We start from the raw sequence: 26818 nt of genomic DNA, 5'->3' as shown, positions 1-26818 counted from the left end.
TGCCGTTCATGGGGGTTTGCGACACAAAGGTCGCCCCTGAACCGCAGGGGCGGTTTTTTCTGTCAGGTCCGGCGGTTTACGGCCTCGCGCCAGACCAGGATCAGCCCTCCGGTCAGAATCGTGACCGCGCCAATCAGGCTGATCCGGTCGGGGATCACATCAAACACCGCAAAATCGTACAGCGCGGCGAAAATCAGCGTGGCATAGCTGATCGGGGCCACGAATGACGCGTCCGCCCGTGCCATGCCGTTGATGAAACAAACCTGCGCGCAGGCCATCAGCAGGCCGATCCCCACCAGCGCAACCCATTGCTGTGGCGTCGGCATGTGAAAAACAAAGCTGACCGCGACCGTGGCGATCACCAGCCCCATCGTGTTGTTGATCAGCAGAATCTGGATCGGGGCCTCGCGCCCCGACAGTTTCTTGATAAAGATCAGTTCCATCCCGATAAACGCCGCCGCCGCCAGCGCCAGAAGGGCGGCGGGCTGAAAACTTGCAGCTGTCGGGCGCAGCAGGATCACCGCACCCACAAGGGCCACGGCCGCCGCCAGCCAGCGCCACGGGCCGACCCGCTCCCCCAATAGCGGAATGGCCAGGACCATGCCAAAGACCGGGTTCAGAAAGGAGATCGCCGTCGCATCCGCCATCGGAATGTACGCAACAGACGCGAACATCAACGTCACCCCGGCCCAGCCAAAGCTGGTTCGCCCGATATGCAGCCCCCAATGAGGCCGTCCCAGCCGGGGACGAAGCACTGCGACCGCGGACAGGATGGCAAGCAGGGCAAACAGAAACCGCCCGTGACTGATCTGCATCGCGTGCAAGGGTGGCCCGAGTGTATCCGTCCCCAAGGCCTTGGCCAACAGCGTCGTCGCCGCGATAAAGGCGGTCGCGACAAAGATCAGCCCTGCGGCCAGAGCAGGATTTTGCGCCTTCGGGGTGAACATGGGCGAAAGCGGTGCGCCAAAACGGGGGCCATGGCAAGACGCAATTCTGCGCTCAGCGCAAAACCGGTGGGGCCGCCAGCGCCGCCTTGGCTTGTTTGAGGCTGTCCAAAAACCGCTCTGCCCGCACAATCCGCGCTTCGACCTCGTCAATCCGGTCCTGCAGAAACGCCTCGCCGTCAAAGCTGTCGGGATCGGCGGCTTCCAACTGCCCCAGCAACATGACCAGTTCTGCAATGCTGATGCCTGCCGCCTGTGCATCGGCTACCTGTTCCAGCGTGATCAGCGCGTCTTCGGGATAGTCGCGATAGCTGTTGGTGTTGTCCGGCCCCGGGCCTGACCGGATCAGCCCTTGGCGTTCATAAAACCTCAGCGTGTCGCGGCTCAGCCCGCTGCGCCGCGCAAGTTCCCCGATCCGCATGTTTCAAAACCGTTGACTCAACTCCATGGTTTTGATCCTATGTCAGACAGTCATTCTCTGCAAGGACATGCATCATGGGTCCCAAATGCCAAAGTTGCGGCATGCCGCTGTCAAAAGATCCCCAGGGCGGCGGGTCCGAAGCTGACGGCGGGCGCAGCACGCGTTACTGCTCGCTGTGTTACGAAAACGGTGCGTTCCGCCACCCCGACGCATCGTTGGAAGAGTTCCAGTCTCATTGCGTCGATGCCCTCGTCGCAAAAGGCATGCCCCGCATCCTTGCCTGGGCTTTCACCCGCGGCATGGGCAAGCTCGACCGCTGGCGCCCGGCGTAATGCTCCGGCGGTAATTTTGACCCTGCGGCAATAATAGGGTTTTCAGGCTGTCTTTTCACGTCTATAGAGCGGCCATGATCAAACGCGCACATATCCAGCTGCTCCGACGCCGACGCCTCTTTGCGTAATCGGCCTGTTTGATCCCATGTGCCTGCCAAATTGGCACAAATCTCACCAAATCTGTTGACGAACCGGGCCTTCGTGTATCACTCACGAGGCTCAAACGACCCGAAAAGGATGATCCCATGATCCCGTCCGTTCTGCCGACCTATAACCGCGCGCCCCTGTCATTTGTAAAGGGCGAAGGCGCCTGGCTGACCGAGGCGGATGGCCGACGTTTTCTGGACCTTGGCGCAGGGATCGCGGTGAACGCACTGGGCCACGCCCATCCGGCACTGGTGGCCGCCCTTACGGAACAGGCCCACGCGCTGTGGCATGTCTCGAACCTCTACAACATCCCGCAACAGCAGGCACTGGCAGACAAGCTGGTCGAACACACCTTTGCGGATACGGTATTCTTTACGAATTCCGGTACCGAAGCCTGTGAACTGGCCGTGAAAATGGCCCGCAAGTATTTCTATGACAAAGACCAGCCCGAACGGGTTGAGATCATCACCTTCGACGGCTCCTTCCATGGCCGGTCGTCGGCGGGCATCGCAGCGGCCGGGTCTGAGAAGATGACCAAAGGCTTTGGCCCGCTTCTGCCGGGCTTTGTCCACGTCGCCTTCGGTGATCTCGACGGTGTCACCGACGCCATCACCGAAGATACCGCAGCCATCCTGATCGAACCGATTCAGGGCGAGGGAGGCATCCGCCCCGTGCCTGACGCCGAACTCAGGGCCCTGCGCGCCATTTGTGACGAACACGGTCTGCTGCTGATCCTGGACGAGGTGCAATGCGGCGTCGGTCGTACCGGCAGGCTCTTCGCCCATGAATGGGCCGGGATCACCCCGGATATCATGATGGTCGCCAAAGGCATTGGCGGCGGTTTCCCTCTCGGTGCCGTGCTGGCAACCGAAGATGCGGCATCCGGTATGACCGCAGGCACGCATGGCTCCACCTATGGCGGCAACCCGCTGGGCTGCGCCGTGGGCTGTGCGGTGATCGACCAGGTCGCCACACCCGCCTTTCTCGAAGGTGTCAACCGCAAGGCTGGCCTGTTGCGCCAGAAACTCGAAGGCCTGGTCGCCGATCACCCCGAGGTCTTCGAAGAGGTGCGCGGATCGGGCCTGATGCTCGGCCTGAAATGCAAGGCGCCAAATATAGATGTGGTCAATGCGGGCTATGACAATCTGGTCATCACCGTCCCCGCCGCCGACAACGTCATCCGCCTGCTGCCCCCCCTGACCCTGACCGAGGATGACATCGCCCAGGCCATGATCCGCCTCGAAAAGGCCGCCAATCAGATCGAAACCCAGCTCGCAACTGCCTGAGCTTCATCTTTTCCCAAATACTCCGGGGGTGTGGGGGCTGGCCCCCACCGCCCGACCAGCCAAAAGCGAAGCGATATGAACCATTTTCTCGATATCCACAAAACTGATGCCACCGCGCTGCGGTCCATGATCGATCAGGCGGGCGCGATGAAACAAGCGCGTCTGGGCCGTCCCAAGGCCGCCCCTGACGACGAACAGCCGCTGAAAGACCGTATGGTCGCGCTGATCTTCGAAAAGCCCTCGACCCGGACGCGCGTGTCCTTTGACGTGGGTGTGCGCCAGATGGGTGGCCAGACCATGGTGCTGTCGGGCAAGGACATGCAGCTCGGTCACGGCGAAACCATTGCCGATACCGCCCGTGTGCTGTCGCGCTATGTCGACATGATCATGATCCGCACCTTCGATGAAACCATCCTGACCGAGATGGCCGAATATTCCGACGTGCCCGTCATCAACGGCCTGACCGACCGCACCCATCCCTGCCAGATCATGGCCGATGTTTTGACGTTCGAGGAGCACCGCGGCCCCATTGCGGGCAAGAAAGTGGTCTGGACCGGCGACGGCAACAATGTCTGCGCCTCCTTCCTGCACGCCGCCGGTCAGTTCGGCTTCGATCTGACCTTCTCCGGCCCGGCCCAGCTTGATCCGGAAGAAGAGTTCATGGGGTTTGCCCGCCAGAAGGGGTCCCGAGTCGTCATCGAACGGGACCCGCACAAAGCGGTCGAGGGCGCTGATCTGGTGGTGGCCGACACCTGGGTTTCGATGCATGACAGCCAATCCGCCAAGGAACGCCGCCACAACATGCTGCGCCCCTATCAGGTCAACGCGGAACTCATGTCACATGCCAAACCCGACGCGCTGTTCATGCACTGCCTGCCCGCGCATCGTGAGGAAGAAGCAACCTCCGAGGTCATGGACGGCCCGAACTCGGTCATCTTCGATGAGGCCGAAAACCGCCTGCACGCACAAAAGGCCGTAATGCGCTGGTGTCTGGGCGTTTAGGATCACCTTGCAGTTTCGAGAGGGCCATCAGGCTCTCTCATGACCCCCGGAGCATTCAATGCCTCACGTTACCCTGGAATTCTCCAAATCTCTGGACGACACCCATGATTTCCAGATGATTTGCGAGCAGTTGCATACCGTTCTCGCAAAACATGATGAAATCGACGCCTCAGCGCTCAAGATCCGCGCCGCGCCGATTGCCTATTCCTACATCGGAACGCAACCGCAGACCTTCGTGCATGCCACGCTGCTGTTGATGCGCGGACGGGATGAGGCCACACGGGCCGAGCTTAACGCCATCATTCTGGACGTTCTGGCCCAGACCATGCCCGAGGTCGGCAGCATCACCGTGCAGGATGTCGAGATGACCCGCGCCACCTATGCAAAGCGTTTGGCTGGTTGATGGCGCGGGTACTCTCCGGGTCCGTCAGCCGTGTATTGGCGCGTTGTTGATCGCGCTGAGGTCTTCCATGATGTCAAAGACATGATCCGAGGTCACTGCGACCCCGATGGCCTCAAGGCGTTTCAGGTGCATCGCCTTGTAGGTCTCCAGACTGGCGCGATCGCGAAACAGATAGGTCGATCCGAAATGGTTCGTGCCTTCTTCGACAGTCCAGATCTTCCAGACGACACCGGGTTCCTGGGCGATGCTTTCAGCCAGTTCCTTTGTTCCGGCCAGAAATTCTGCGGTTACGGGTCCGTCATAGGCCAGATGCAGATCCCAGATTTTCATCGTACTCATGGTCAAATGCTCCACGTTCAGGGGGGTAGGGGGTGTGATCAGCGGTTCCTGCCAAGCTGCACAAAGCTCAGAATGGCAAGCAGCGCAAAGAAGATGGGGTCGGACCAGCCAAAGCCGGTGAACACCCCGGTCAGACAGGCATAAAGCGTGATGACAACGCCCAATATGTTGGTCCCCATCAGACCTTTCAGGATGTTCTGTGCTGTCTCGGTACCGGTTTCAGTGTTTCGAAACAGGAAGCTGATTAGGCCGATGCCACCCAGAAAGATCGCATTATGCTGCGACAGAAACACGGCATACCGATCGTTCAGTTGCAGTCCATAATTGGGCCAAAGGATGGTTGGCGCAAATAAAAGCGCCAATGCGAAAAACATGTAGATCACACCATGCGCGGTCAGGAAGGTTTTGTTGGTCATGTCTCGCCTTTCTGTGGTTGGGGCAGCTTTTTGCGAAGCTGGTTGAGCGTTCTGATTGTCTCGCGTCTGGTTTCGGTGCTCAGGCGTCCGAATATCTGCTCCAGCGCCTGATTGTGGACGGGCATGAACGCGGCCACTTTCTGTTTTCCGGCTTCTGTCAGGCGTAAAACGCGGGCGCGCTTGTCGGTTTCATCAACGGTCTTCTCCACCAGACCGGCCTGAATCAGGTTTTTGACGACAACATCCAGATTGCCGGATGTGGACAGCGTCAGGCGCAACAGGTCATTGATCGACAGCGCACCTTTGGTGTTCAGGGTCTCCAGCGCATCCCACTGAGGTGCCGTCAGACCCCCGGCGCGAAACACCGGTCCCATGGCACGCATGAACAACTGCTGGCTGCGCAACAGGGCCAATACCAGGGCCTGATTTTCTCGGTTTTGAGTCTCGTGTGTCATGGCAGTCATTTATCCCTAGTTAGGGGTTATATCAATATGCACCACCACGCGCGAATGCCGCAAATATGCACGTCCCCCGTGCAGGGCTGCACTGACGCCGGGCCCGGGCCTGCATATATTTTGACTTAGCGAATGCAGACCTGCTTTGGATGATCAAAAAGGCCGAGGATACGAATGTGAGCTGGAACCCGTCCCACACCCCCGACGCAGCTGAAAACGGCGCGCTGGAAACACTCATCATTCCCCGCGCCCGCGATCTGGGCGGGTTCGAGGTGCGCCGCGCGCTGCCCTCGGTCAAACGCCAACTGGTTGGCCCATTCATCTTCTTCGATCAGGTCGGCCCGGCAGAATTCGTCACCGAAGGTGGCATTGACGTGCGACCGCACCCGCATATCGGGCTGGGAACCGTCACTTACCTCTATCAGGGCGAATTCGAACATCGCGACAGCCTCGGCACTCACCAGATGATTTATCCCGGCGAGGTCAACTGGATGGTTGCAGGCCGTGGCGTGACCCATTCCGAGCGCACCAGCGAAGAAACGCGCGGCAAAGGCCACAAGCTGTTCGGCATTCAGACCTGGCTTGCCCTGCCCGAAGCGCAGGAGGATATGGCCCCCGAGTTCGAACACCACAAGCAAGGCGCGCTGCCCCATATCCAAGACAAGGGCGTCAGCGCACGGCTGATCCTCGGCAACGCTTATGGCGAAACCAGCCCCGTGACGATGCTGTCCGAGACCTTCTATCTGGATGTTCAGCTTGCCCCCGGCGCGTCCTTCCCGCTGCCCGACGACCACGAGGATCGCGGTGTCTATGTCACGCAAGGATCGATCGAGATTGCAGGCGACATGTTCGACGAAGGCCGCATGATGGTGTTCCGCCCCGGTGACAGGCTATCGGCCCGGGCAGGCCCGCAGGGTGCGCGGCTGATGCTGCTGGGCGGCGCGACCCTGAATAAGGATCGCTATATCTGGTGGAACTTCGTCTCATCCTCGAAAGAAAAGATCGAGACGGCGATTCATGAGTGGAAAAGCGCCGATTGGGTCAATGGCGCCTTCCACCTTCCGGCAGGGGATGACCGCGAATTTATCGCCATTTCAGAACAGTTTGAGCGTACAAAGCCCCGGCTGGCCCGCCCGCGCGCGGCGTCAGGGGCGGGTGGGCTTGTGTAACCGTCCGTTTGCGGTGATCCTTTCTGGTATACCAGAGGGGGTATCATGAAACTTGTCATCGCAGGCGCGGGCAGCATCGGCTGCTACTGCGGCGGTTTACTGGCCCGCTCAGGGCATGCGGTGACCTTGCTGGGTCGTGCCCGTGTACTGGACCCCATCCGCGAACATGGGCTGACGGTCACGGATTACGATGACCTCAATGCCCATGTTGCGGCGGAAACCCTGACACTCAGCACCGATCCTGCTTGCCTGGATCAGGCCGAACTGGTCATCGTCACCGTCAAATCCGGGGCGACGGCGGATATGGCCGGACATATCGCGGACGCCGCCTGTTGGGACGCACCCGTCCTGTCCTGGCAAAACGGGATCGAGAATGCGGCAACCCTGCGCAAGGAGCTGCCCGGTCGCGATGTGCGCGCGGGCATGGTCCCCTTCAACGTGGTCCCGAACGGCCCCGCCACCTATCACCGGGCCACATCGGGCGAAATCGTCATCCAGAACGGCCCCGGCGATCTGGCCACCGCCCTCAGCAGCCCGGACCTGCCCGTTATCGCAACTGACCGGATCGAGGCGGTGCAATGGGGCAAGCTGGTGATCAACCTCAACAACGCGCTGAACGCGCTGTCGGGCCTGCCGCTTGTGGATCAGCTGCTCAGCCGTGACTGGCGCAACCTTATGGCCGATCAGATGGCCGAGGCGCTGTCCGTTCTCAAGGCGGCGGGGCATCCGGTGGCCTCGACAACGCCGCTTCCGGCGTGGATGACGCCGCATATCCTGCGGCTGCCGACACCTTTGTTCAGCCGGATCGCGGCGCGGATGCTCACCATCGACCCCACCGCTCGGACCTCGATGGCCTATGACCTGATGGCCGAGCGGCAAACGGAAATCGACAGCCTTCAGGGCCATATCATTCGGCTGGGGCACGAAACCGGGGTGCCCACCCCCCTTTGCACGAAAGTGTCTGACCTGATCAAACACGCGCCCGATCATCCGCTGTCCCCGGAACAGATCAGGCTCTGATCGCAGTCGTCAGACGAGTCTGGTCAATGTCCAGAAAATCACGGCCGACATGGCGGCTGCGGCAGGCACGGTCACGACCCAGGCCGCAATGATCGTCATGAAATGCGACCGCCGCACCAGCTTGCGCCGCCGGTATTCTTCCGGGGCCAGCTTCTGCGCTGTCGCGTTTCGCCCATTGTTCTGTTTCCGCCTGCGATCCGACTGCCACTCACGATAGAACCCGACGCCAAAGATTGCGCCAACGGCGATGTGCGTGGAACTGACCGGCAGGCCCAGCCAGCTGGCGACAATGACCGTGATCGCCGCTGACAGCGCCACGCAAAACGCCCGCATCGGGTTCAGCTTGGTGATCTGGCTGCCGACCATCCGGATCAGCTTGGGCCCAAACAGGAACAGACCGAACGATATCCCGAACGCGCCGATGATCATCACCCATAACGGGATCGAAACCTTTTGGGCGAAATCCCCGAACTCTGCCGCGTGGACAATCGCCGCCAGGGGGCCGACCGCGTTGGCCACATCATTTGCGCCATGGGCAAAACTCAGAAACGCGGCCGATATCACCAATGGCAGGCCAAACAGGGTTTTCAGCGACCGGGTCCGGTTCTCCAGCCCCTCGGACTTGCGACGCACCCAGGGAACCGTCAGCGCCCAGACCAGCACACCGCTGCCCAGACCGATCAGCAGCGCCACCTCCAGTTCGATCTTCACGATCCGCTTCAGACCCTTGACCGACAGGTAGGTGGCGAACGCTGCCGCCATCACCGCCACAAGGATCGGCACCCAACGCCGCGCGGCGGCGATCTTGTCGTCCTGATACTGGATCTTGGTCTTGATCAGCGCCAGGAATGCCGCCGCAATCACGCCGCCTAGAACCGGAGATATCACCCAGCTGGCCGCAATCGCGCCCATCGTGCCCCAGCTCACCGCACTCAGCCCGGCAGCGGCAATCCCCGCGCCCATGACCCCGCCAACAACCGAATGCGTTGTCGACACCGGCGCGCCGATCCAGGTCGCCAGATTGACCCACATGGCGGACGAGATCAGCGCCGCCATCATGGCCCAGATGAACACGTTACTGTTCTGCACCGAGGCCGGGTCGATGATCCCCTTCGAGATGGTCGAGACCACATCGCCTCCCGCAAGCAAAGCGCCCGCGCTTTCGGCAACGGCGGCGATCACGATGGCACCGCCCATGGTCAGCGCGTTCGCACCCACCGCGGGACCCATGTTGTTGGCCACGTCATTGGCACCGATGTTGATCGCCATATAGGCTCCGAACGCGGCGGCAGCCACGACGATATAGGTGCCGTCGGCCCGACCGAACAGCACCGCCGCCATCAATCCGGAAAGCACCATGAACGCCAGTGCAATTCCCGGCGCCAGCAGCGGGCGGGCGACATGAAGATTGGCGATTTCTACGCGCGAGATGCGTTGCAGGTCGCTGTCAAGCGACTGCCAGCGCGGTTTTGAATTTGTGTCAGACATGGGCTTGGTCAAAGTTTCGCAGATCGCCCGCAGCTAACGGTTTCCCGGTTCAGGGGCAAGCGCGCAGCCATCAAATTGTTGCGAAACGGCTACATCTGTCGCAGCAGCGCCTGCAACTCGGGCTCCTGCACTCGTTTGGCGGCTTCTGCCGGTGAAAACCACTGACGTTTGCGCTTGTCCACTTCGGGAAAATCATCCGCCAGCTCGTGCACGGAAACCCGGTAGACACGGGTCAGGACCGACTGTGCCGACCCGCCCTTGAAGATCTTGTCATAGGTGAATTGGCCGACGGGCTCCTTGTCGACCGCTTCTGCGCGCACGCCAGCCTCTTCCCATGCCTCCAGCAGGGCCGTCTCCAACCCGTCCAGACCATTGACAGGCCAGCCTTTCGGGATGATCCAGCGCCCGGTTTCGCGGCTGGTGATCAGCAGAACCTCGTCCTGATCCTCATGCCTGCGTGTACACAGGGCCGCAAACTGCACCCGTTGAGGGCGCAGGAACAAGGGGCGTCCGACCTCTTCCCAGATATTTCGCAGCCAAGCACTCATGTGATGTTCTTCAAATCCTGTTTCTGTCTTCGAAACCTGTGTGACGTAACAACAATAATGCCAGACTTCAATGAAATGTCCGCTTATTTCTGATTATGATCGGTTCTTCGGTCAATTTACTGTGATTTGTGAGATTTCGCGTAACAGCCCCGAAAGCCCGAGCCGCTTGCCGGAAGCGACGCAGTAATGGGTCTAATCCCGCCTGCGTTTGGCCCTCAGCGTCGGGTCGGCCTGTGTCGGGTCTTCGGGCCAGAGGTGTTTGGGGTATTGCGCCCGCATATCCTTGCGCACATCCGCATAAGACCCGGCCCAGAACCCCGGCAGATCGCGGGTAATCTGGATCGGGCGCTGCGCCGGGGACAGCAGGGTGATCTTCAGGGGCTGTCCGCCGACCACCGGATGCCGGGTCACGCCGAACAGCTCCTGCAACCGAACCGAGATTTCGGGGACCGCCGCGCCATAGTCGATCGGCACCTTGCGCCCCAGCGGTGTTTCAAACGATCCCGGCGCGCGGCGGTCCAGCTCCTGGGTCTGGGCCCAGTCCAACCGCGCGCGCAAGGCGGGCAGCGGGTCAAACCGTTTCCAGTCCTCTGCGCTTTTGACACCGGACAGCATCGGCAACAGCCAGTCGTCCAGCTCGGCCATCAGACCCTCGACCGAAAAGTCGGGCAGGTCCACCCCGTCGGCACGCACCAGTTCTACCCGCGCGGCCAGCCGTGCGGCGGCCCCGTCCAGCCGCAACCCCAGATCGCGCACCCCGTCCAGCATCGCGCGCGCCAAGGCGTCGTCCGGGACATCCTTCCAGATGCGGTCGTCCAGCGTGATCGCCCCGAACCGCTCCTGCTGCCGGGACACGACCCGCCGTTCGCGTTTCGACCAGGCGCAAACCTCGACCCAATCGATCTGATCGGCGAACAGTTCGCGGATCTCGCGTTCCGAAATCTGGGTGGCCATCCGCACCTTTGCCTCGCGCGGGTTGCCATCTGTGTCAGTGACAACCAGAAAAGGCGCGGCGGCCAGCGAATCGCCGCTGTCCAGCACGACACCCTTACCCCCCGACAACACATAACGCGGCGCATCGCCCTTGCGCCGCTGTCCGATACGGTCGGGATAGGCGAGGGCGGCCATGGCAGCAGCGCTCAGATCATCCGTCTTGCTTCCGGCCTGTTTCCTCAACCGCTTGGCCTCGGCATTGATCCGATCCACGGCCCCCATATTCACCTGCCAGACCCGGTTGTGCTGAAAGGTGCGCACATCCCGCAACGCCTCTTGCCGCAAGGCGATATCCACCGGCGCGCCGCGCAGGGGGTCACGCTCGGCCATCAAGGCGGCCAAAGGCGCGGCACTCGGTCCGGCCCGCACCAGCATATGCCCCAGCCGGGGATGCAGCGGCAGCGCCGCTAGCGCCCGCCCGTGTTCGGTGATCCGGCCCTTGCCGTCCAGTGCGCCCAGCATCGCCAGAAGCGCGCGCGCCTCGGCCATCGCGCCTTCGGGTGGCGGGGTCAGAAAGGCCAGATCGGCGGCATCCGCGCCCCACAGGGCCAGCTCCAGCGCCAGCCCGGTCAAATCGGCGGCTTCGATCTCGGCAGGCGGGTACGCGGCCAGCGCGCCATCCTCCCCCTTTGACCAAAGCCGGTAACACAGCCCTTCGGCCACACGGCCTGCACGACCCGCGCGTTGCGTGGCCTCGGCCCGTGTCACCCGCTCGGTCACCAGTCGGGACATGCCCGAGCCCGGATCAAACCGCGCCCGCCGCGCTTGCCCCATATCCACCACCACCCGGATATCGGGGATCGTCAGCGAGGTTTCGGCAATCGACGTCGCCAGCACCACCTTGCGCCCGGTCTCAACCGGGGCAATCGCCGCGCGCTGGGCCGCAAAGGGCATGGCCCCGAACAGCGGGCGCACCGTGCAATTGGCGGGCAGGCGTCCGGTCAAGGCTGCCTCAGCCCGCCGGATTTCACCCTCACCGGGCAGAAACACCAAGATCCCGCCACCGGTGGAGCGGGTCTCGCGCTCGGCCTCAACGACCAGATCGACCAATGCATCCAGCCGCCGCGCCTGTGGCCCCAACGGCCGATCCAGCCAGCGCATCTCGACGGGATAACTCCGCCCTTCCGACGTAACCAGCGGCGCGGCCATCAGGTGCCCCACCGGGTCCGCGTCCAATGTGGCCGACATGGCCAGCAGAATCAGATCGTCCCGCAACGCGCCCGTGACCTCAAGGCACAGCGCCAAGCCCAGATCCGCGTTGAGTGAGCGTTCGTGGAATTCATCAAAGATCACCGCCCCGATGCCCGGCAGGTCAGGGTCCGATTGCAGCATCCGGGTCAGAATGCCCTCGGTCACCACCTCGATCCTTGTGTCTTTTGACACTTTCGCGTCGCCCCGCACGCGATAGCCAACACTCTTGCCTGCGCGCTCTCCCAGTGTCTCTGCCATCCGCTCTGCCGCGGCCCGCGCCGCCAGCCGCCGGGGCTCCAGCATCACGATCCTGCCGCCGCACAAACCCGCCTCAAGCATCGCCAGCGGAACCCGCGTGGTCTTGCCCGCACCGGGTGGCGCTTGCAGCACGGCCCGCCCCTGCGCGCGCAGGGTGTCCAGCAGGCCGGGTATGGCATCGTCTATGGGCAGGCGTAGGATCATCCGGCCCTTATCCGCGATCCCGCAGGTGGCGTCCAGTTTCCGCGCTCAAATCGGCAAATCGCCCCGCACGAAATGACGCAGGCTGCGCGATCTTCGCAATTCCTGCCGCCTCCGGTCTGGACAAACACCCCTCAAGCACGGCAACTGTTCCTGCCTCTAGGATCGGGACAAGAATGCAGACAGACAGCCTGAGCGACAGAATTCTGAAGGGCGAGCGCCGGGCGCTGGCGCGTGCGATCACCCTTGTTGAAAGCAACCGCGCCGATCACCGGGCACAGGCCAGCGACCTTCTGGCACAGCTTGCCGGTTCGGGGCGTCAGGCGCTGCGCATCGGTCTGTCTGGCACACCCGGCGTGGGCAAGTCCACCTTCATCGAAAGCTTTGGCATGATGCTGACAGGGCAGGGGCTGCGCGTCGCGGTTCTGGCGGTCGATCCCAGCTCGGCCCGCTCGGGCGGCTCGATCCTGGGCGACAAGACCCGGATGGAACGCCTGAGCCGCGAGCAGAACGCCTTCATCCGGCCCTCTCCCAGCCAGAGCCACCTTGGCGGCGTCGCCCGCCGCACTCGCGAGGCTATCGCCCTGTGCGAGGCCGCAGGCTATGACGTGGTGCTGATCGAAACCGTGGGCGTGGGACAGTCGGAAACTGTGGTGTCCGAACTGTCAGACCTGTTCCTGCTGCTGCTGGCCCCGGCGGGTGGGGACGAGTTGCAGGGCGTCAAGCGCGGCATCATGGAAATGGCGGACATCATTCTGGTCAACAAGGCCGATGGCGACCTGAAAGCCACCGCCACCCGCACCTGCGCGGATTATGCCGGCGCACTGCGGCTGCTGCGCAAACGCCCGCAGGATCCCGAAGGCTTCCCCAAGGCGATGACCGTTTCCGCTGTCGAAGAACACGGGCTGGAACAGGCCTGGGACGAAATGCAAACCCTGACCCAATGGCGCCGCGACACCGGTATCTGGGAGGCCAACCGCGCTGCCCAGGCCCGCTACTGGTTCGATCAGGAGGTCCGCCACGCCCTTCTCGCCCGCCTCGACACACCGCAGGCCCGCGCCGAGATGGAGCGCCTGAACGACGAAGTCTCGCAAGGGCGACTCAGCCCGGCGGTCGCTGCCGGTCAGCTTCTGGACACGCTCGGCTGAAGGGCCGTCATGGCCGTTTCACCTTTTGCCAAATACTCTTGCCAACGGCATGGCCCATCCGGGCCATTCCTGCATGGCAGGCAAATTGAAAGATTTCGCGCAGCCCGTCTTGACCCCCCGCGCGATTCCCACTACACGCATCCAACCAGTTTTCGGGCGCGACTTCGGGTTGCGCCCCTTGTGATTTGGCCGCGGGTATCCAGCCCGGCCTCCAGAAACAAAGGAAGAAACCATGTCGCGCCGTTGCGAACTGACCGGAAAAGGCCCGATGACTGGCAACAATGTCAGCCACGCCAAAAACAGAACTCGTCGTCGTTTTCTGCCGAACCTGAATGACGTTACCCTGCAGTCCGAAACTCTGGGCCGTGGCGTCAAGCTGCGCATCTCGGCGGCTGCGCTGCGTTCGGTTGACCACCGCGGTGGTCTGGACGCGTTCCTAGCCAAAGCCAAGGATGATGAGCTGTCGGCAAACGCTCTGAAAGTGAAGAAAGAAATCGCCAAGGCGCAAGCTTCGGCCTAAGGTCTTTCAACCAACAGAATTTCAGGCCCTGCACCCTCTCGGTGCGGGGCCTTTTCTGTTGGGCCAGCCCCTTTCGGCCCCCATTGTTCTCAATCTGGAACTAATTTTTCGCCATTGGTGAACTTCTTCACATACAGGTTTCCGAATCTGACCTAACGTCACTGTCATTCATCAGGCGGGGGCCACATTATGACGTTAAAAAGTTTTTATCTTTTCCTGTTTCTGGCCGCGGTATTCCGCAAGGCGATTGCAACCTGCACGCGGATGCAGCGCTGGGTGAACCGGTCTCATACCAGCTTCACGGCAGACACGGTAAAAAGACCCGGACTGGATTACTGAAAAACAGCTTCAAGCGCGACCCTTTGGCGCTTGAAGCTTTTCCCGCTGCTGACCTATAGCTGGGTCAGGATGAGACCTGTTGTTACCAGATTTCTGCCTTATGCGCTGTCCCTGCTGCTGGTTCTGACCGGGCAGGGGCTGGCCATGTCGCGCGGCATGGACAAGGCCGTGGGTCAGATGGTGCTGTGTACGGGCACCGGACCGGTCGTCGTCTATATTGACGAAAACGGGCAACCCACTGCACCGCCGCATTTTTGCCCGGACTATGCAATATCCCTGCTGGGGGCCGTGGCTGTCGCGCAACCAGCACTGCCAGCCGCGCCGGAACGGGCGCAGCCAGCTCCGCTGCGGCATCTGGGCAACCAGATCGCCCTGCCGGTTCCCGCAACCCCGGCCCGCGCGCCTCCTGTCAGCGTTTGAAAACCACCCTTTTCAAACCTTTATACAGGAGAGGCACGATGTCCCTCAAAACCACTCTGCTTGCAACTCTGGCCGCCGTGTCGCTGGCCATCCCCGCCTTTGCCGAAGGCCCCATCAAGGTTGACGACGCCTATGCCCGGTCCTCGGGCAAGACCGCCATCGCCGGTGCCGCGTTCATGATGATCCACAATCAGGGCGACGCCGATGACCGGCTGATCGGTGCAACCTCGGACGCGGCAGCGCGTGTGGAATTGCACACCCACAAGGTCGATGAAAACGGCGTGGCCAAGATGGTGCATGTCGAAGAAGGCTTTGCAATTCCGGCCGGTGAAACCCACATGCTGAAACGCGGCGGCGACCATGTGATGTTCATGGGTCTGACGGCCCCGTTCGAACAGGACGCCATGGTGCCGGTCACGCTGATCTTTGAAAAGGCAGGCGAGGTCGAGATCGAGATCCCCGTCGATCTGGAGCGTCAGGACAAAGGCGGCCACGGATCACATTCGAACTAGGGCAGCGCCTGTCTTCGGGCCGCGCTGCGGCCCTCATCCATGCGTCAGGCCGGGCTCTGCCCGGCCTGTTTTCCACGCGGCTGCGGACAGTGCTATTTGTTGATGGTTTTCATACCGACGCGGTCGCCCGCCTGCCGGAATCGCGAAGCCAGCCAGAACATCACAGCGGCCATGGCCAGCGCCGAGAATGCGATACCCCATCCCAGCGCAACCAGCGCCACCGCCGGCCAGATCATCAGGACAAGCCCGACGACAAGCGCGACAAATCCCGAGACGCGCATGGAACCGCGTTGCGGGTCACTTGGATGCATCTGCCCGGCAGCCGCCAGGGATCCGATCCCGATGATCAGCGCCCATGCGCCCAACAGGAAAAACGCCAGTTTCACCGTGCCTTCCGGCCAGATCAGCAAGATAAGCCCGATCAGAAGCGCGCCGATCGCGGCACCACCCAGCACCCCGCGACGGCCAACACCCAAAAGCGTCAGCCCACCGTCGAGGATCAGCAAAACACCGACCAGCCGCAGCAGCAGCGCGATGCTGCCCGATGGCCAGAACAGCGCCGCGATGCCCACAAGCCCGGCCAGCACCCCGCGCAGCAGAAAAGTCCACCACAGGCTGGAAAGCTGTTCCCCCAGCATGTCGCGCCCGGCCATGCTGCCGTCATCCAGGATTTCACCGGTGCGGGGGTCTTGATCAGTCATGGCGCATCCTCCAGTCGCTATCGCAGATAGTGTACACAAATTAAGCCAGCGTTGTCTGTAGCTTAAGAATTTTCCGCAAGAAGCTGACCGACCCATCGCGGAACCGTTTCGGATGCCCTGCCGACAATGCGCTCGTCAAAGCCCGAGGGCCCGGTCGTCGGTTCCAGATTGATCTCGACCGTCCGCGCACCCGCCGCCTGCGCCTCGTGGACAAAGGCCGCCGCCGGATAGACCTGACCCGAGGTGCCGATGGCGGCAAAGATCGATGCGCTGGCAAGGTGGTCGTAGATGTCGTCCATGTAATAAGGCATCTCACCGAACCAGACCACATCGGGCCGGGCGGTGGGCTGGCCGCAGGCGGGGCAGGGCTCGGCAACGGCCATCTCGGGCGGTGCCGGCCAGCGATGATCACACCCGGAACACAAGGCACCCGCCAATGTGCCATGCATGTGGATGACACCCGTCGCACCGCCCGCTTCATGCAGGCTGTCGACGTTCTGGGTCACGATCACGACCTCTGCGGGCCAGCCCTGCTGCAATCGGGCCAGCGCCATGTGGGCCGCGTTGGGCTGCACAGCGGCGGCCTGAACGCGGCGCGCATTGTAAAACCCCTGCACCAAGGCGGGATCGCGGGCAAAGCCCTCGGGCGTGGCCACATCCTCGATCCGGTGCTGCGCCCACAGCCCGCCTTCGTCGCGGAAGGTGCTCAGCCCGCTTTCAGCCGAAATCCCGGCCCCGGTCAGAATGACGATCTTTCCCATATCCCCTCCGCGCGTTACACCTTGGCCATGACACACCGTATCCTCTTTGTCTGCCTGGGCAATATCTGCCGCTCTCCCGCGGCCGAAGGCGTCTTTCGCGCCCGCGCGCCGCATCATGCAACCGACAGTGCAGGAACCATGGGCTGGCACGCGGGCAATCCGCCCTATGGCCCGATGCAGAAGGCCGCAAACCGCAGAGGCATCGACCTCGGCGACCTGCGCGCGCGCCAGTTCACCGTCGCGGATTTCAACCGGTTCGACCTGATCATCGGCATGGATGCCCAAAACATCGCTGATATCGAAGACCTGCGCCCACCGGGCAACGGCACACCGGTTCGCCTGTTAACGGATTTCGCCCCTCAGACCGGTGCCGATCACGTACCCGATCCGTATTACACGCGGGATTTCGACGGCGCGCTGGACCTGATCGAGGCAGCGGTTGACGGGCTTGCCGCCCATCTGGACACCTAGCCGCCGGTCACCCGCAACTGGCCGCTCAGCCAGGGCAGCTTGGCAACCGCCGGGTCCACGATCTGGTTCTGCATCAGACGCCGGGTCATGCCCGCAACCTCCTGCGGGACCTGATCGGACCACTCGGTGCGCGCCAGCAGCGATATGTTGCGCGAGAACTCTCCGAACGGGGCAGGGTGCGCCTCCAGCCCCTCATGGAACCGCGCCGCGCGCATGAAGCCCAGCGGCGTGGTGATCGCCCAGCCCAGACCCCGCGCCACCATGGCCATCAGCGCCATGTGCGAGCCGATCTCGAACCGTTCCTCGAACACCTGCGAGCGGCGCGCCAGATGCGCCTCGATCTGGCGGCTGATCAGCTGCTCGCGGGCATAGCGCAGAAACGGCAGCCGCTCCTGCACGGCCTCGACGCCCCCCGATCCCTGTGGGGCCACCAGAATGAACGGATCGTGGACCAGCGGGTATTCGACCACCCCCTCCAGCACTTCGCCGCTATGGGCGGTGACCGCCATATGCAGGCGCTGCTCGGCCAGCGCCTCGAACAGATCAAGGCTCGACAGGGTGATCAGCTTGAATTTCGACCGGGTCAGGCTGTCGGCCAGCAAGGTGGCCAGCCGCGGCGTCAGATCATTGTCGAAATCGTCGATCAGCCCGATCGACAGCGTGGTCAGATGGCCCAGATCCATGACCGACAGCTCGCTCTGGGCCATGTGCAGCTCGGACAGAACCGCCTCGGCCCGCGCAAGGAAACTGCGCCCCGCCTGCGTCAGCCGCATCGGTCGCCGCCCGTGATCGACCAGTTCGGTCCCCAGCGCGTTTTCCAGATTGCGCAATTGCTGCGAAACGGATGGCTGGCTGAGCCCCGTGATCTCGGCAGCCTGCGCCACCGATCCCGTCCGCGCCAATGCCTCGAACACTTCAAGGCCCCGCAGGGTCAGCCCTTTCATTACCATGCAATACACCTTTCGCTGCGCCTTTCTGGGACGCAGCGTGGATCAGGTCAAGCATTCTGAACGGGTTAGCTGCAGATCGCCTGCGCCATCTGGCCAAAGTTCTGGTACCGATCCCACAGCGCATCATCGCGCGCGGTTTTCGACATCTTCAACACCTGCGCCTGATGGGGGTCCTTGAACCATTTCGCCACGGTTTTCTGATCGCTGCGCGTCAACGCCTGATCCGCCACGCGCTGAATGCAGCTGCACCGGTCCCGCGTCGCCGCCGAGCGGTCCGACGCCATGCACGCCTGCCTGATCTGCGCCGCATCCGCGACCTGAGCCACCGCCGTCAGCGATGCCGCACAAAATGCGATAATGAGGAACTGTTTCATACTCGAGCCTCGTTTTTGCCTGCCCGGACGGGTCTTGCGCCCCTCTCGGTCTGCGGCGGAGTATGAATCAAACGGGCCCGCGGATCAATTGTTTTGACAGGCAAATCAAACGGTGTTGATTTGACGAGGACAAAAGCCGCGCATCGGGAAATGCCGGAAGCGAATTTGAGCGGCGAATACAAGGGGTAGGGCAGTGATTTCGATAAAAAAGCTGATTCTGTCAGCCGCAGTTTGGTTTTATCCAATGGTGGCTTTGTCGGAAGTGCCCTCTTTGCAAGGTCAAGACGCGCCGGAATTCAGAGAAGCGGTTCTAGCTTGGTTGGGTGGCGAAGATCTGGCTGCATTGCAAAGCCTTTCTGCTCAGGCCCAAAATGGAAACGCTGCAGCTCAAATATTGCTGGCGAACATCGCAAGTCGAAGTAGTTTTCATGCGCATGTGACGTCCGAAATGGATCGCAAGGATCGCATAGCTCTACTGCGAAAACCTGGTGGTCTGTCGGGCAAATCATGGCTAACGGAAGTGCAAAACTCCGAGCCTCTGGCCCTTGCCCTGCTACAAGTTGCCAAATTCGAGAATAAAGCTCCTGCGATTGCAGTGTTGGTCGAACTTGGTGAACCAATTACCGCGATGCTTGCAGCGCAATCTATGCTCTACGATGGTGAAGGGGCTGATTTGGTTGAGGTTTTGCAAGGCCTCGACCACAAACTACCCCAAGACGCCAGTGTCTTTTTGTTCTGGGCATTGTACCTGCAGAAACATAATTCGGAGGGTTCCAATCTGGGAGGTTCGGCATCGCTCGCTTGGCTGAATACTGGAGATGATCGCTTCTTATCTTCCGAACTAGCTTGGGGCCTATTTACTCCAAGAGAATTGATTAGTGACGCCGGCATCAGGGAAAAAGCAACGAAACTTAGCTCAGAGATAGTGGCCTGGACCCCCATTCGTAACTTTTGTAGCATTTACTGTGCGGATGAGGTCGCCGATTGTACGGTAACTGCTGCTGCGTTGCTCGCCTCACCTTATTCTCCAAGAAGCCCGCTACAGAGCTTGATCGCCAATGAAGACTATTGGTCGAGTGATCGCATTGAAGGCGACGTTGCGCGTTCAATTCTTGACATCCGGGATGTGGAGTTTGCTTCAGAGTATACGTACAATCAGTGCTTTACATCCAACATGCAGGCCCTTCAGCGAGCGCATTGGCCTTGAAACGGTGTTTCGCCGCAATGCAAGTTTATCTCCTGCATCAAGTTTGGTGCTAAGTACATTCCTTGAAGCGATTTGTATGCGATTGGCAATGAAGTTGTATTGGTCGCGGCAGATCATCTTGAACCATTGACCACAGCCCATTTCCGACGCATATCCCCACTCCATGACAGACCTCGCTCATATCCGCAATTTCTCCATCGTCGCGCATATCGACCATGGCAAATCCACCCTTGCTGACCGGCTCATCCAGGAGACCGGGACAGTGCAGGATCGTGACATGAAGGAACAGCTGCTCGACAGCATGGATATCGAGCGCGAGCGTGGCATTACCATCAAGGCCAACACGGTTCGCATCGACTATACCGCCGAAAATGGCGAGACATATGTGCTGAACCTGATCGACACCCCCGGCCACGTGGATTTCGCCTATGAGGTCAGCCGGTCGATGCGCGCCGTCGAAGGCTCGCTGCTGGTCGTGGACAGCACCCAGGGGGTCGAGGCGCAGACGCTGGCGAACGTGTATCAGGCCATCGACGCCGATCATGAGATCGTGCCGGTCCTCAACAAGATCGACCTGCCCGCCTCCGATTGTGACCGCGTGGCCGAACAGATCGAGGACGTGATCGGCATCGACGCAAGCGACGCCATCCGGGTCAGTGCCAAGACCGGGCAGGGCATCCACGAGACGCTGGAAGCGATCGTGCACAAATTGCCCGCGCCGCAGGGCACTCTGGACGCGCCGCTCAAGGCGATGCTGGTGGATTCGTGGTACGACGCCTATCTGGGCGTCATCGTTCTGGTCCGCATCATGGACGGCACGCTGAAAAAGGGGATGCGGGTCAAGTTCATGTCGAACGGCACTCTGCACCATGTCGACCGCGTCGGTGTCTTCCGCCCGGAAATGCAGATGATCGACAGTCTCGGCCCGGGTGAGATCGGGTTTCTCACCGCCTCGATCAAGCAGGTCCGCGACACCCGTGTCGGCGACACCATCACCAATGACCGGGGTGGCGCCGAAGTCGCCCTGCCGGGCTTCAAACCCGCGCAGCCGGTGGTGTTCTGCGGCCTCTTCCCGGTGGATTCAGCCGAATTCGAAGACCTGCGCGACGCGATCGAAAAGCTGGCGCTGAACGACGCCTCATTCTCGTATGAGATGGAAACCTCGGCCGCGCTTGGCTTTGGTTTCCGCTGCGGTTTCCTTGGCCTGCTGCACCTCGAGGTCATCCGCGACCGGATCGAGCGTGAATATGATATCGACCTCATCACCACCGCGCCCAGCGTGATCTATCACGTCTACATGAAAGACGGCGTGATGATCGAGCTGCACAACCCCGCCGACATGCCCGACCTGTCCAAGGTCGACCATCTTGAGGAACCGCGCATCAAGGCGACCATTCTGGTGCCCGACGAATATCTCGGCGACGTGCTCAAACTCTGCCAGGACCGCCGCGGCATCCAGATGGACCTGACCTATGCGGGCCAGCGCGCCATGGTCGTCTATGACCTGCCCCTGAACGAGGTTGTCTTTGACTTCTACGACCGCCTGAAATCGGTGACCAAGGGCTATGCCAGCTTCGACTACCAGATGACCGGCTACCGTCAGGACGCGCTGGTCAAGATGTCGATCCTTGTGAATGACGAACCGGTTGATGCGCTGTCGACCATGGTTCACCGCGACCGGGCCGAGATGCGGGGCCGCGCGATGTGCGAAAAGCTAAAGGACCTGATCCCGCGCCACATGTTCAAAATCCCGATCCAGGCCGCCATCGGAGGCAAGGTCATCGCCCGCGAGACCCTGTCCGCCCTGCGCAAGGACGTGACCGCGAAATGTTATGGCGGCGATGCCACCCGGAAACGCAAACTGCTGGACAAGCAGAAGGCGGGGAAAAAGAAGATGCGCCAGTTCGGGAAGGTGGATATCCCGCAGGAGGCGTTTATTTCCGCACTTAAGATGGATTCCTAATCCATCTTAAGTGCGCGTGCGCGAAAGCGTTTGGCAAAGCCAAACGCGTGCGGCACCCGGTGCAGTTTTAGTGCAGATGGACAGCTGAGGCTGTCCATAAACTAATTCGGCAACTTTCACGAATCTTACGTATTAGATGTCAAAGTACCTTTTCCAAAATTGACAACCTGACCAATATTTGGATCGAATGCCGAAATAGAAAAGCTTGCGCTTTTATAGCTTCTGGGAATGCTTAAGACTTGAATGTGAAAATCTTTGATATTCTGAGGTAGCGCGTCAATTTTTTCATACTTTATGAAGTAATTCTGAGAAGCATGTAGCTCATCGTTTTCAAAGATGAGGTCCGTAATATTCTCTCCTAACGTCTCTTTTATGAATGTTGATGGGAGGTCCGAGGCGAATCCGAAAAATACTTCCGGCGATACATTCATTGACAAGTCGCATTTTGAAATCGGAATAATATCCCCATCGGCACCGTCAATCCAGAGTGGCTGCCCCACTTCTTCTTTTGTGATCTCCTTAGTTACTTTGCTATTATAGAAAATCTCATTGAAGGGTAGGAGCGAGAGTAAGTCTTTCACGCTCATTCCGCATAGATAACGATCTAACGAAGCTCTTATCCTTTTGTGCGATTGGTTCTCTTGGAAAGTATAATTTAAACTGAGGTTTTCGATTGCGAAGAATTTCACAATAATTGGCAGGCTGGCAAGTGGGTTGCTGAGATTGTTAGATAACTTGTCGATCGTACAAAGGTCGATTCCCAATCGGCGAGCTTTTTGGATAGCGTTTTTGCTAAAGCCGGATCGGGAAACTAAAATGCCTTTGTTTGCTCGGACGTCGTCTAAAAGTGAGTGAAATGCGTCTACAGTTGGCAAATCTACTCTTCGAAGCTTGTCCTTGCACTCAACTATAGTGAGGAGTTCATGCCCTGCCACATGTGTCTTGATCAGAAGGTCTATTTGTCTTGGACCTTCCGGGGATTCAAGTCGAGCATCTTTTTCAATAACAGACACCCCTTCTAGAGCGGAAATGGTTTTAAAAACATCTTCGACCTCGTTCTCAAATTTTTTCCCATCGTTTTCGTTCATCTTTTAATCTCTTTTGAACTCCGGAAATTTTTTAATTGTAGTTTTGCGATTCTGGGGTGTGTTGAACGGAAAAACGGTAATCTTTTTTAACTTAGTTTAGGTCAATAAAGCCATCAACCCGCATGTTTCCGCTTTCAACCAACCCGCCCGGCGGCACCGCCGGGCCGCGTCATGCTGAAAGCATGCCTCCGGCATGACCCGCCCGTCGAACCGAAGGTTCGCCTTTGGCGAAACAAACCGAAGGTTTGCCTCCGGCAAAACGGGCGGCGTGTTTGCGCCCCTCTTCGGTTCCATTGAACACCCGTAGGGCGGGCTTCAGCCCGCCAATCCTCCACTCCCCCATTTCCCCGACCCCAAACCAACGCACATGGATCAGCTGTGTCCGGTGGCGGGCTGAAGCCCGCCCTACGGGGTGGGGTTGGTTTGGCGGTTGTATCTGCGCTTGCGTCCTTGGGGCTTTGGCCATTTGGGGCCCTCGGGTCTGCGGGTCAACCGTCTGACCCGCACCTCACCCGCGCGGCACCAAATGCAACCATTGCATCGGAAAACCGCGCCCTTCGGACAGGATCGGCCATTTGAAATCATCCCCCAACCGGATAATCTCATCCATCTCGGACGTGTCGCGCACGCTTCCGTCCACATAGGCGATATCAAAATACCCGGCGCAGAACGCTTCGATCGCTTTCAGTTTCGCATCGCCATCCTCCACCATTTGGGGGTGCAGTTCGATCAGGAATTCCGATCTGCGGAAATGCGTCAGAAAATCTTCGGTCAACAGGCTGAATTCAACGCCCTCGATATCGATCAGAAAGAAGATGTCCGCCGGGTCAGGGGCCACGCTTGCGATGTTTTCAACCGTGTCCGTCAGCGCATCCCCAAACACCGTCACACGGTCGCCCACGCCGTTATGTTCCGCCGTTTCCCGGATGACATCCCGGCCTTTTGCCGAAACCTCAAAGCACACGCTTTTTTCGAACTGCCCGGCGGCCACCAGCCCGACGCCCCAAAAGCCGTCCGCCGCCCCGATATCCACCAGCACCGGCTTGTCCGAGCTGCTCAGCACCTTCAGGTTCTGCTGCTCATACAGGCCAAAGATTTTCGTGGCCGTATCCGAATGCCCGCCCCAGAATGCGTTTTCGACAAAGCGAAATCCCTTCATCGGTCCGCACAGCACCTGTCCGCGGCTTTGTTCCAGCACGAACAGTGAAAACTCGTTGCGGAACCTGCGCACAACGCTCTTGAACTCTCGATGTTGTCGTTTTGGAAATCGCATGTTCTGTCTGGGGCTTTTCATGTTGGGTCGGACGCCCCGGATGAGGGGCAGTTGCCTGAAATCCCTGTTTAAGTTGTGACGGGCGGTGTTGGAAGGAAAAACGCAATGCGCAATACCGGGCAGGATGGGGTTTTCTCCTTGTCCACCTTTCCCGCGCATGAACCCTTGATGAAGTTTCCTTCAGGCAGGTTGCAACCGCCGCGTGCCCTTCCAATCTCAGTCACAGGCCAGCACGGCCCGCACCCAAAGGAGGGTGCCGATCATCAGATCAGAGATTTCCGTAGCCTGCGCACCGGGACTGTTTTCGACCCCGTTCCGGCCCGTCAGGTGAACCGAAGCGTTTCCGGCCCGGTCGGGTTGTTAAGGGGTATAAGCCGCCGTTGCTCACGGATTGCGGCGGAGGGGGTGTTGGTACCACCGCCGGGCCGGAACGCTTCTCAGAAACGGAACCAGCGTCTCCATCGTGCGGAGACAGGCCGGGCGGCCAGTTCACCGCCTGCGACAGGGTCCAGACCGCCCCGCGCAAGAATGCGGCGTTCCTCGGCGCGGGTCATCTGGATCTCGCGGACCTTCAGCGCGGCCTCGCGCGCGGTGACATAGCGGCCGTCCGGTCCCGGTTCCATGCCGGGGATGTTGCGCCCCTTCGACCACATCCCGCGCAGCCCCGACAGCGGGTGTTTCCATCCGATCTCCTCATCATCCTGCAACTGCCAGATCCGGTTGGCCTCGGTCATCGAGACCAGCGCGGCCAGCGGCTTGCCGTGCCGGGTCAGGATGATCACTTCACGCGGGTCCTGGGCGCGGGTGATCAGCGGCCCCAGATGGGCGCGGGCATAGGAAATGGTGCAGCGCATCGGCGAATCTCCGTCTGTACGATTCGTAAGATTGGAGGTCCGAGCGTTGTACAAATCGCACAATTTTGGCCTAACGGCCCGCGCGGAGCGTTTTGCACCCGCAGCATCGCAGGAATTTCGGGCGCCGGGGTCATGTCCGGTTTTTTCCGCCCTCAACCCTTCGCGGGATCGGGGATTCTCGGGTTATCCACAAAACTCTCCCGCCGGATATCAACATCTTATCCCCGTCTAATTTTCATGCTGCAGTGCTATTTTCTTGTCGGATGCAGGGCGTGGTGCAACAGTCATCTCACCGCACAGGGTCTTCGGAACCGGGGCGGGACGCAAAGGCCAAGGGGGTCTGGGCAGAGGAAGGCGGATCTTAGGATTTGCGTTTGACTGCAAAGGCTTACCGGTGGGTGATCAACCAGATATGGGTCTCAGACCCAGGTCGGGTGGCCATCTTCTCAGACGGCCAATGCATGTCGCGATGAACCTTAGGGGACAAAGCGGCGGCTACAGTCTCTCAGGGGGCTGGGGCGACTGGATCGGAGTGCTCCTCGGGGTACGTCGACCCGGTAAGGCGTCAGGGCGTATCCGAAAGGGTACATGCAAAGACCGCGTCTGCGCACCTGACGCCTTTTCCTTTGCCGAAATTCGGTTTCATACAGGCTACCACTCACCCCTGCCGAATGGGAACGGGGCTCTTCTGCGTGCGCGAAAGAGCCCCGATTTAGTGTCAGATATGCAATGCCGCGTCTATGCACCTGTAGGGCTAGACTACTGCGTATGGGCGCACTCTTCAACCATATATTGCGTTTATGTTCGGGTTGCCCGCAAGATAAGCGCGTTTTACAGGCTTTCCTGCACGTCCGAAGCTGCGTTCTGGATTGCATCCCCGGCCTTTTCGATATCTTTGCCCGCGCCTTTGGCGGTTTCGCAGGCGGTCAGTGCAAACAGGCTCAGGCCAATCAGAATTACGCGGATCATGTGTGTCTCCTCAGTGCTCGATACGGATTCGGTAGCACCTTTCTCGACACCAAGCCAGAGCTAGCCTTTGTCCTCACCGCAGAACAGCTCGTACACCACCTCAAGCATCCGGCGCGGGCGGTCATCGGCCAACCGGTAGAAGATGGTTTTGCCCTCTCTGCGCGGTATCACAAGCCCCTCCAGCCGCAGGCGGGAAAGCTGTTGTGAAACAGCGGCTTGTCTGGCGGACAACAGCTCCTCCAGCTCGGTAACCGACTTCTCACCTGATACCAGGTGGCACAGGATCATCAGCCGGCCTTCGTGACTGATTGCCTTGAGGAAGTTGGACGCGCGTGTCGCATTATCGACCATACGATCCAGGTCGTGTTGCGACATGTCCTGAGACAGCTGTGGAAGTGCCATCGAATGTGTTCCTTGTGAACCCGTTGACCGGGCGTAGTTTCCGTTACGTAAAGCTCGTCGCCTGCGAGCCACTTCAGTACATGTTTCGATCAATTATTGCTATATGTATGAATCAAAAAACCGTGATGAAAAAAGGGGAACCCGCAGCCGTTTTCCCCGCAGCCCCTTTAGCGGGGCGCAATCATGGATAGGGTACTGCTGCGGGACAGCGGCAGGTGTGACAATCTTATTGACGGCGATCCACATTCATTCC

General features: G+C 60.3%; 31 protein-coding genes. 14 read left to right on the top strand and 17 right to left on the bottom strand.

The window, feature by feature from the left end:
* Positions 1–62: 62 nt before the first annotated feature.
* Both ACR0D9_RS16760 and ACR0D9_RS16755 read right to left on the bottom strand, forming a co-directional pair.
* A complete protein-coding gene (locus ACR0D9_RS16760) occupies positions 63–947 on the bottom strand; it encodes a DMT family transporter (protein WP_480539539.1) in 885 nt (294 codons plus the stop codon).
* Between the two features lie 52 nt (positions 948–999).
* A complete protein-coding gene (locus tag ACR0D9_RS16755) occupies positions 1000–1365 on the bottom strand; it encodes a MerR family transcriptional regulator (protein ID WP_209505680.1) in 366 nt (121 codons plus the stop codon).
* 74 nt (positions 1366–1439) lie between these two features.
* Here ACR0D9_RS16755 and ACR0D9_RS16750 point away from each other — a divergent pair, with 74 nt between their 5' ends.
* The 4 genes from ACR0D9_RS16750 (at position 1440) to ACR0D9_RS16735 (ending at position 4535) form a co-directional block, all read left to right on the top strand.
* Positions 1440–1697: a zinc ribbon domain-containing protein gene (locus tag ACR0D9_RS16750; RefSeq protein ID WP_480539537.1), complete on the top strand. Its 258-nt coding sequence runs from the start codon at positions 1440–1442 to the stop codon at positions 1695–1697.
* 245 nt (positions 1698–1942) lie between these two features.
* On the top strand, positions 1943–3130 hold the full coding sequence (locus ACR0D9_RS16745; protein WP_480539536.1) for an acetylornithine transaminase: 1188 nt from the start codon (positions 1943–1945) through the stop codon (positions 3128–3130).
* Between the two features lie 75 nt (positions 3131–3205).
* Positions 3206–4132 carry an ornithine carbamoyltransferase gene (argF, locus tag ACR0D9_RS16740; protein WP_480473650.1) on the top strand — a complete coding sequence of 309 codons (927 nt, stop codon included), beginning with the start codon at positions 3206–3208 and terminating at the stop codon, positions 4130–4132.
* Between the two features lie 58 nt (positions 4133–4190).
* The gene (locus ACR0D9_RS16735; protein WP_480488441.1) at positions 4191–4535 is read left to right on the top strand and encodes a 5-carboxymethyl-2-hydroxymuconate Delta-isomerase; all 345 of its coding nucleotides are present in this window, start codon (positions 4191–4193) and stop codon (positions 4533–4535) included.
* 24 nt (positions 4536–4559) lie between these two features.
* Here the strand turns inward: ACR0D9_RS16735 and ACR0D9_RS16730 are convergent, their stop codons facing one another.
* Genes ACR0D9_RS16730 through ACR0D9_RS16720 form a run of 3 tightly spaced genes read right to left on the bottom strand, consistent with a single transcriptional unit; the run spans position 4560 to position 5745 of the window.
* Positions 4560–4874 (bottom strand): monooxygenase, encoded by a 315-nt coding sequence (locus ACR0D9_RS16730; protein WP_480473648.1) that lies wholly within the window; start codon positions 4872–4874, stop codon positions 4560–4562.
* 38 nt (positions 4875–4912) lie between these two features.
* Positions 4913–5290 (bottom strand): hypothetical protein, encoded by a 378-nt coding sequence (locus ACR0D9_RS16725; RefSeq protein ID WP_480473647.1) that lies wholly within the window; start codon positions 5288–5290, stop codon positions 4913–4915.
* Positions 5287–5745: a MarR family winged helix-turn-helix transcriptional regulator gene (locus ACR0D9_RS16720; protein ID WP_480473645.1), complete on the bottom strand. Its 459-nt coding sequence runs from the start codon at positions 5743–5745 to the stop codon at positions 5287–5289. Before ACR0D9_RS16720 ends, ACR0D9_RS16725 begins: the two co-directional genes overlap by 4 nt.
* A gap of 176 nt (positions 5746–5921) precedes the next feature.
* On the opposite strand from ACR0D9_RS16720, the gene ACR0D9_RS16715 reads away from it, so the two are divergent.
* Positions 5922–6914 (top strand): pirin family protein, encoded by a 993-nt coding sequence (locus ACR0D9_RS16715; RefSeq protein ID WP_480539533.1) that lies wholly within the window; start codon positions 5922–5924, stop codon positions 6912–6914.
* Positions 6915–6959: 45 nt separating this feature from the next.
* Positions 6960–7934 carry a 2-dehydropantoate 2-reductase gene (locus tag ACR0D9_RS16710; protein WP_480539531.1) on the top strand — a complete coding sequence of 325 codons (975 nt, stop codon included), beginning with the start codon at positions 6960–6962 and terminating at the stop codon, positions 7932–7934.
* Positions 7935–7943: 9 nt separating this feature from the next.
* Here the strand turns inward: ACR0D9_RS16710 and ACR0D9_RS16705 are convergent, their stop codons facing one another.
* The 3 genes from ACR0D9_RS16705 to hrpB all read right to left on the bottom strand — a co-directional run bounded on the left by ACR0D9_RS16705 (position 7944) and on the right by hrpB (position 12616).
* Positions 7944–9422: an inorganic phosphate transporter gene (locus ACR0D9_RS16705; protein ID WP_480539529.1), complete on the bottom strand. Its 1479-nt coding sequence runs from the start codon at positions 9420–9422 to the stop codon at positions 7944–7946.
* Between the two features lie 89 nt (positions 9423–9511).
* Positions 9512–9970 carry an NUDIX hydrolase gene (locus ACR0D9_RS16700; RefSeq protein ID WP_480488431.1) on the bottom strand — a complete coding sequence of 153 codons (459 nt, stop codon included), beginning with the start codon at positions 9968–9970 and terminating at the stop codon, positions 9512–9514.
* A gap of 192 nt (positions 9971–10162) precedes the next feature.
* The gene (gene hrpB / locus ACR0D9_RS16695) at positions 10163–12616 is read right to left on the bottom strand and encodes an ATP-dependent helicase HrpB (RefSeq protein WP_480539527.1); all 2454 of its coding nucleotides are present in this window, start codon (positions 12614–12616) and stop codon (positions 10163–10165) included.
* A gap of 173 nt (positions 12617–12789) precedes the next feature.
* Here hrpB and meaB point away from each other — a divergent pair, with 173 nt between their 5' ends.
* The 5 genes from meaB (at position 12790) to ACR0D9_RS16670 (ending at position 15552) form a co-directional block, all read left to right on the top strand.
* Positions 12790–13761 carry a methylmalonyl Co-A mutase-associated GTPase MeaB gene (gene meaB / locus ACR0D9_RS16690; protein WP_209598140.1) on the top strand — a complete coding sequence of 324 codons (972 nt, stop codon included), beginning with the start codon at positions 12790–12792 and terminating at the stop codon, positions 13759–13761.
* Between the two features lie 232 nt (positions 13762–13993).
* Positions 13994–14281, top strand: a complete 288-nt coding sequence (rpmB, locus tag ACR0D9_RS16685) for a 50S ribosomal protein L28 (protein ID WP_008756960.1) — start codon at positions 13994–13996, stop codon at positions 14279–14281.
* A 189-nt stretch (positions 14282–14470) separates the two neighbouring features.
* Positions 14471–14620: a hypothetical protein gene (locus ACR0D9_RS16680; protein ID WP_209505706.1), complete on the top strand. Its 150-nt coding sequence runs from the start codon at positions 14471–14473 to the stop codon at positions 14618–14620.
* Positions 14621–14689: 69 nt separating this feature from the next.
* Positions 14690–15040, top strand: a complete 351-nt coding sequence (locus tag ACR0D9_RS16675; RefSeq protein ID WP_480539525.1) for a hypothetical protein — start codon at positions 14690–14692, stop codon at positions 15038–15040.
* A gap of 38 nt (positions 15041–15078) precedes the next feature.
* Positions 15079–15552: a copper chaperone PCu(A)C gene (locus ACR0D9_RS16670; RefSeq protein ID WP_209505710.1), complete on the top strand. Its 474-nt coding sequence runs from the start codon at positions 15079–15081 to the stop codon at positions 15550–15552.
* A 92-nt stretch (positions 15553–15644) separates the two neighbouring features.
* On the opposite strand, the gene ACR0D9_RS16665 is transcribed toward ACR0D9_RS16670, so the two are convergent.
* On the bottom strand, positions 15645–16253 hold the full coding sequence (locus tag ACR0D9_RS16665; protein ID WP_209505712.1) for an HdeD family acid-resistance protein: 609 nt from the start codon (positions 16251–16253) through the stop codon (positions 15645–15647).
* A 62-nt stretch (positions 16254–16315) separates the two neighbouring features.
* Positions 16316–17014 carry an NAD-dependent deacylase gene (locus tag ACR0D9_RS16660; protein WP_209505714.1) on the bottom strand — a complete coding sequence of 233 codons (699 nt, stop codon included), beginning with the start codon at positions 17012–17014 and terminating at the stop codon, positions 16316–16318.
* Positions 17015–17041: 27 nt separating this feature from the next.
* Here ACR0D9_RS16660 and ACR0D9_RS16655 point away from each other — a divergent pair, with 27 nt between their 5' ends.
* Positions 17042–17485, top strand: coding sequence for a low molecular weight protein-tyrosine-phosphatase (locus tag ACR0D9_RS16655; protein ID WP_480539524.1), 444 nt, complete (start codon positions 17042–17044; stop codon positions 17483–17485).
* Here ACR0D9_RS16655 and ACR0D9_RS16650 read toward each other — a convergent pair.
* Complete coding sequence (locus ACR0D9_RS16650; RefSeq protein ID WP_480484520.1) at positions 17482–18435, bottom strand: LysR family transcriptional regulator; 954 nt, start codon at positions 18433–18435, stop codon at positions 17482–17484. The two genes, ACR0D9_RS16655 and ACR0D9_RS16650, sit on opposite strands and share 4 nt — an antisense overlap.
* Before the next feature lie 65 nt (positions 18436–18500).
* Positions 18501–18809, bottom strand: coding sequence for a hypothetical protein (locus ACR0D9_RS16645; RefSeq protein ID WP_209598134.1), 309 nt, complete (start codon positions 18807–18809; stop codon positions 18501–18503).
* A gap of 193 nt (positions 18810–19002) precedes the next feature.
* Here ACR0D9_RS16645 and ACR0D9_RS16640 point away from each other — a divergent pair, with 193 nt between their 5' ends.
* A complete protein-coding gene (locus ACR0D9_RS16640) occupies positions 19003–20016 on the top strand; it encodes a hypothetical protein (RefSeq protein ID WP_480484519.1) in 1014 nt (337 codons plus the stop codon).
* Positions 20017–20179: 163 nt separating this feature from the next.
* Complete coding sequence (gene lepA, locus ACR0D9_RS16635) at positions 20180–21979, top strand: translation elongation factor 4 (RefSeq protein ID WP_480539522.1); 1800 nt, start codon at positions 20180–20182, stop codon at positions 21977–21979.
* Between the two features lie 125 nt (positions 21980–22104).
* Here the strand turns inward: lepA and ACR0D9_RS16630 are convergent, their stop codons facing one another.
* From ACR0D9_RS16630 to ACR0D9_RS16610, 5 genes are all read right to left on the bottom strand, one after another.
* Positions 22105–23067: a restriction endonuclease gene (locus ACR0D9_RS16630; protein WP_480539520.1), complete on the bottom strand. Its 963-nt coding sequence runs from the start codon at positions 23065–23067 to the stop codon at positions 22105–22107.
* A 508-nt stretch (positions 23068–23575) separates the two neighbouring features.
* Complete coding sequence (locus ACR0D9_RS16625; protein ID WP_480539518.1) at positions 23576–24340, bottom strand: SAM-dependent methyltransferase; 765 nt, start codon at positions 24338–24340, stop codon at positions 23576–23578.
* A gap of 437 nt (positions 24341–24777) precedes the next feature.
* Complete coding sequence (locus tag ACR0D9_RS16620; RefSeq protein WP_480539516.1) at positions 24778–25194, bottom strand: type II toxin-antitoxin system Phd/YefM family antitoxin; 417 nt, start codon at positions 25192–25194, stop codon at positions 24778–24780.
* An 831-nt stretch (positions 25195–26025) separates the two neighbouring features.
* Positions 26026–26163 (bottom strand): entericidin A/B family lipoprotein, encoded by a 138-nt coding sequence (locus tag ACR0D9_RS16615; RefSeq protein WP_209505735.1) that lies wholly within the window; start codon positions 26161–26163, stop codon positions 26026–26028.
* 60 nt (positions 26164–26223) lie between these two features.
* The gene (locus tag ACR0D9_RS16610; RefSeq protein ID WP_480473625.1) at positions 26224–26565 is read right to left on the bottom strand and encodes an ArsR/SmtB family transcription factor; all 342 of its coding nucleotides are present in this window, start codon (positions 26563–26565) and stop codon (positions 26224–26226) included.
* Positions 26566–26818: the final 253 nt, after the last annotated feature.

Source organism: Ruegeria sp. AK11 (assembly GCF_056541095.1).
The sequence above is the reverse complement of the archived record's forward strand: the minus strand, read 5'-3'. Positions and strand labels throughout refer to the sequence as shown.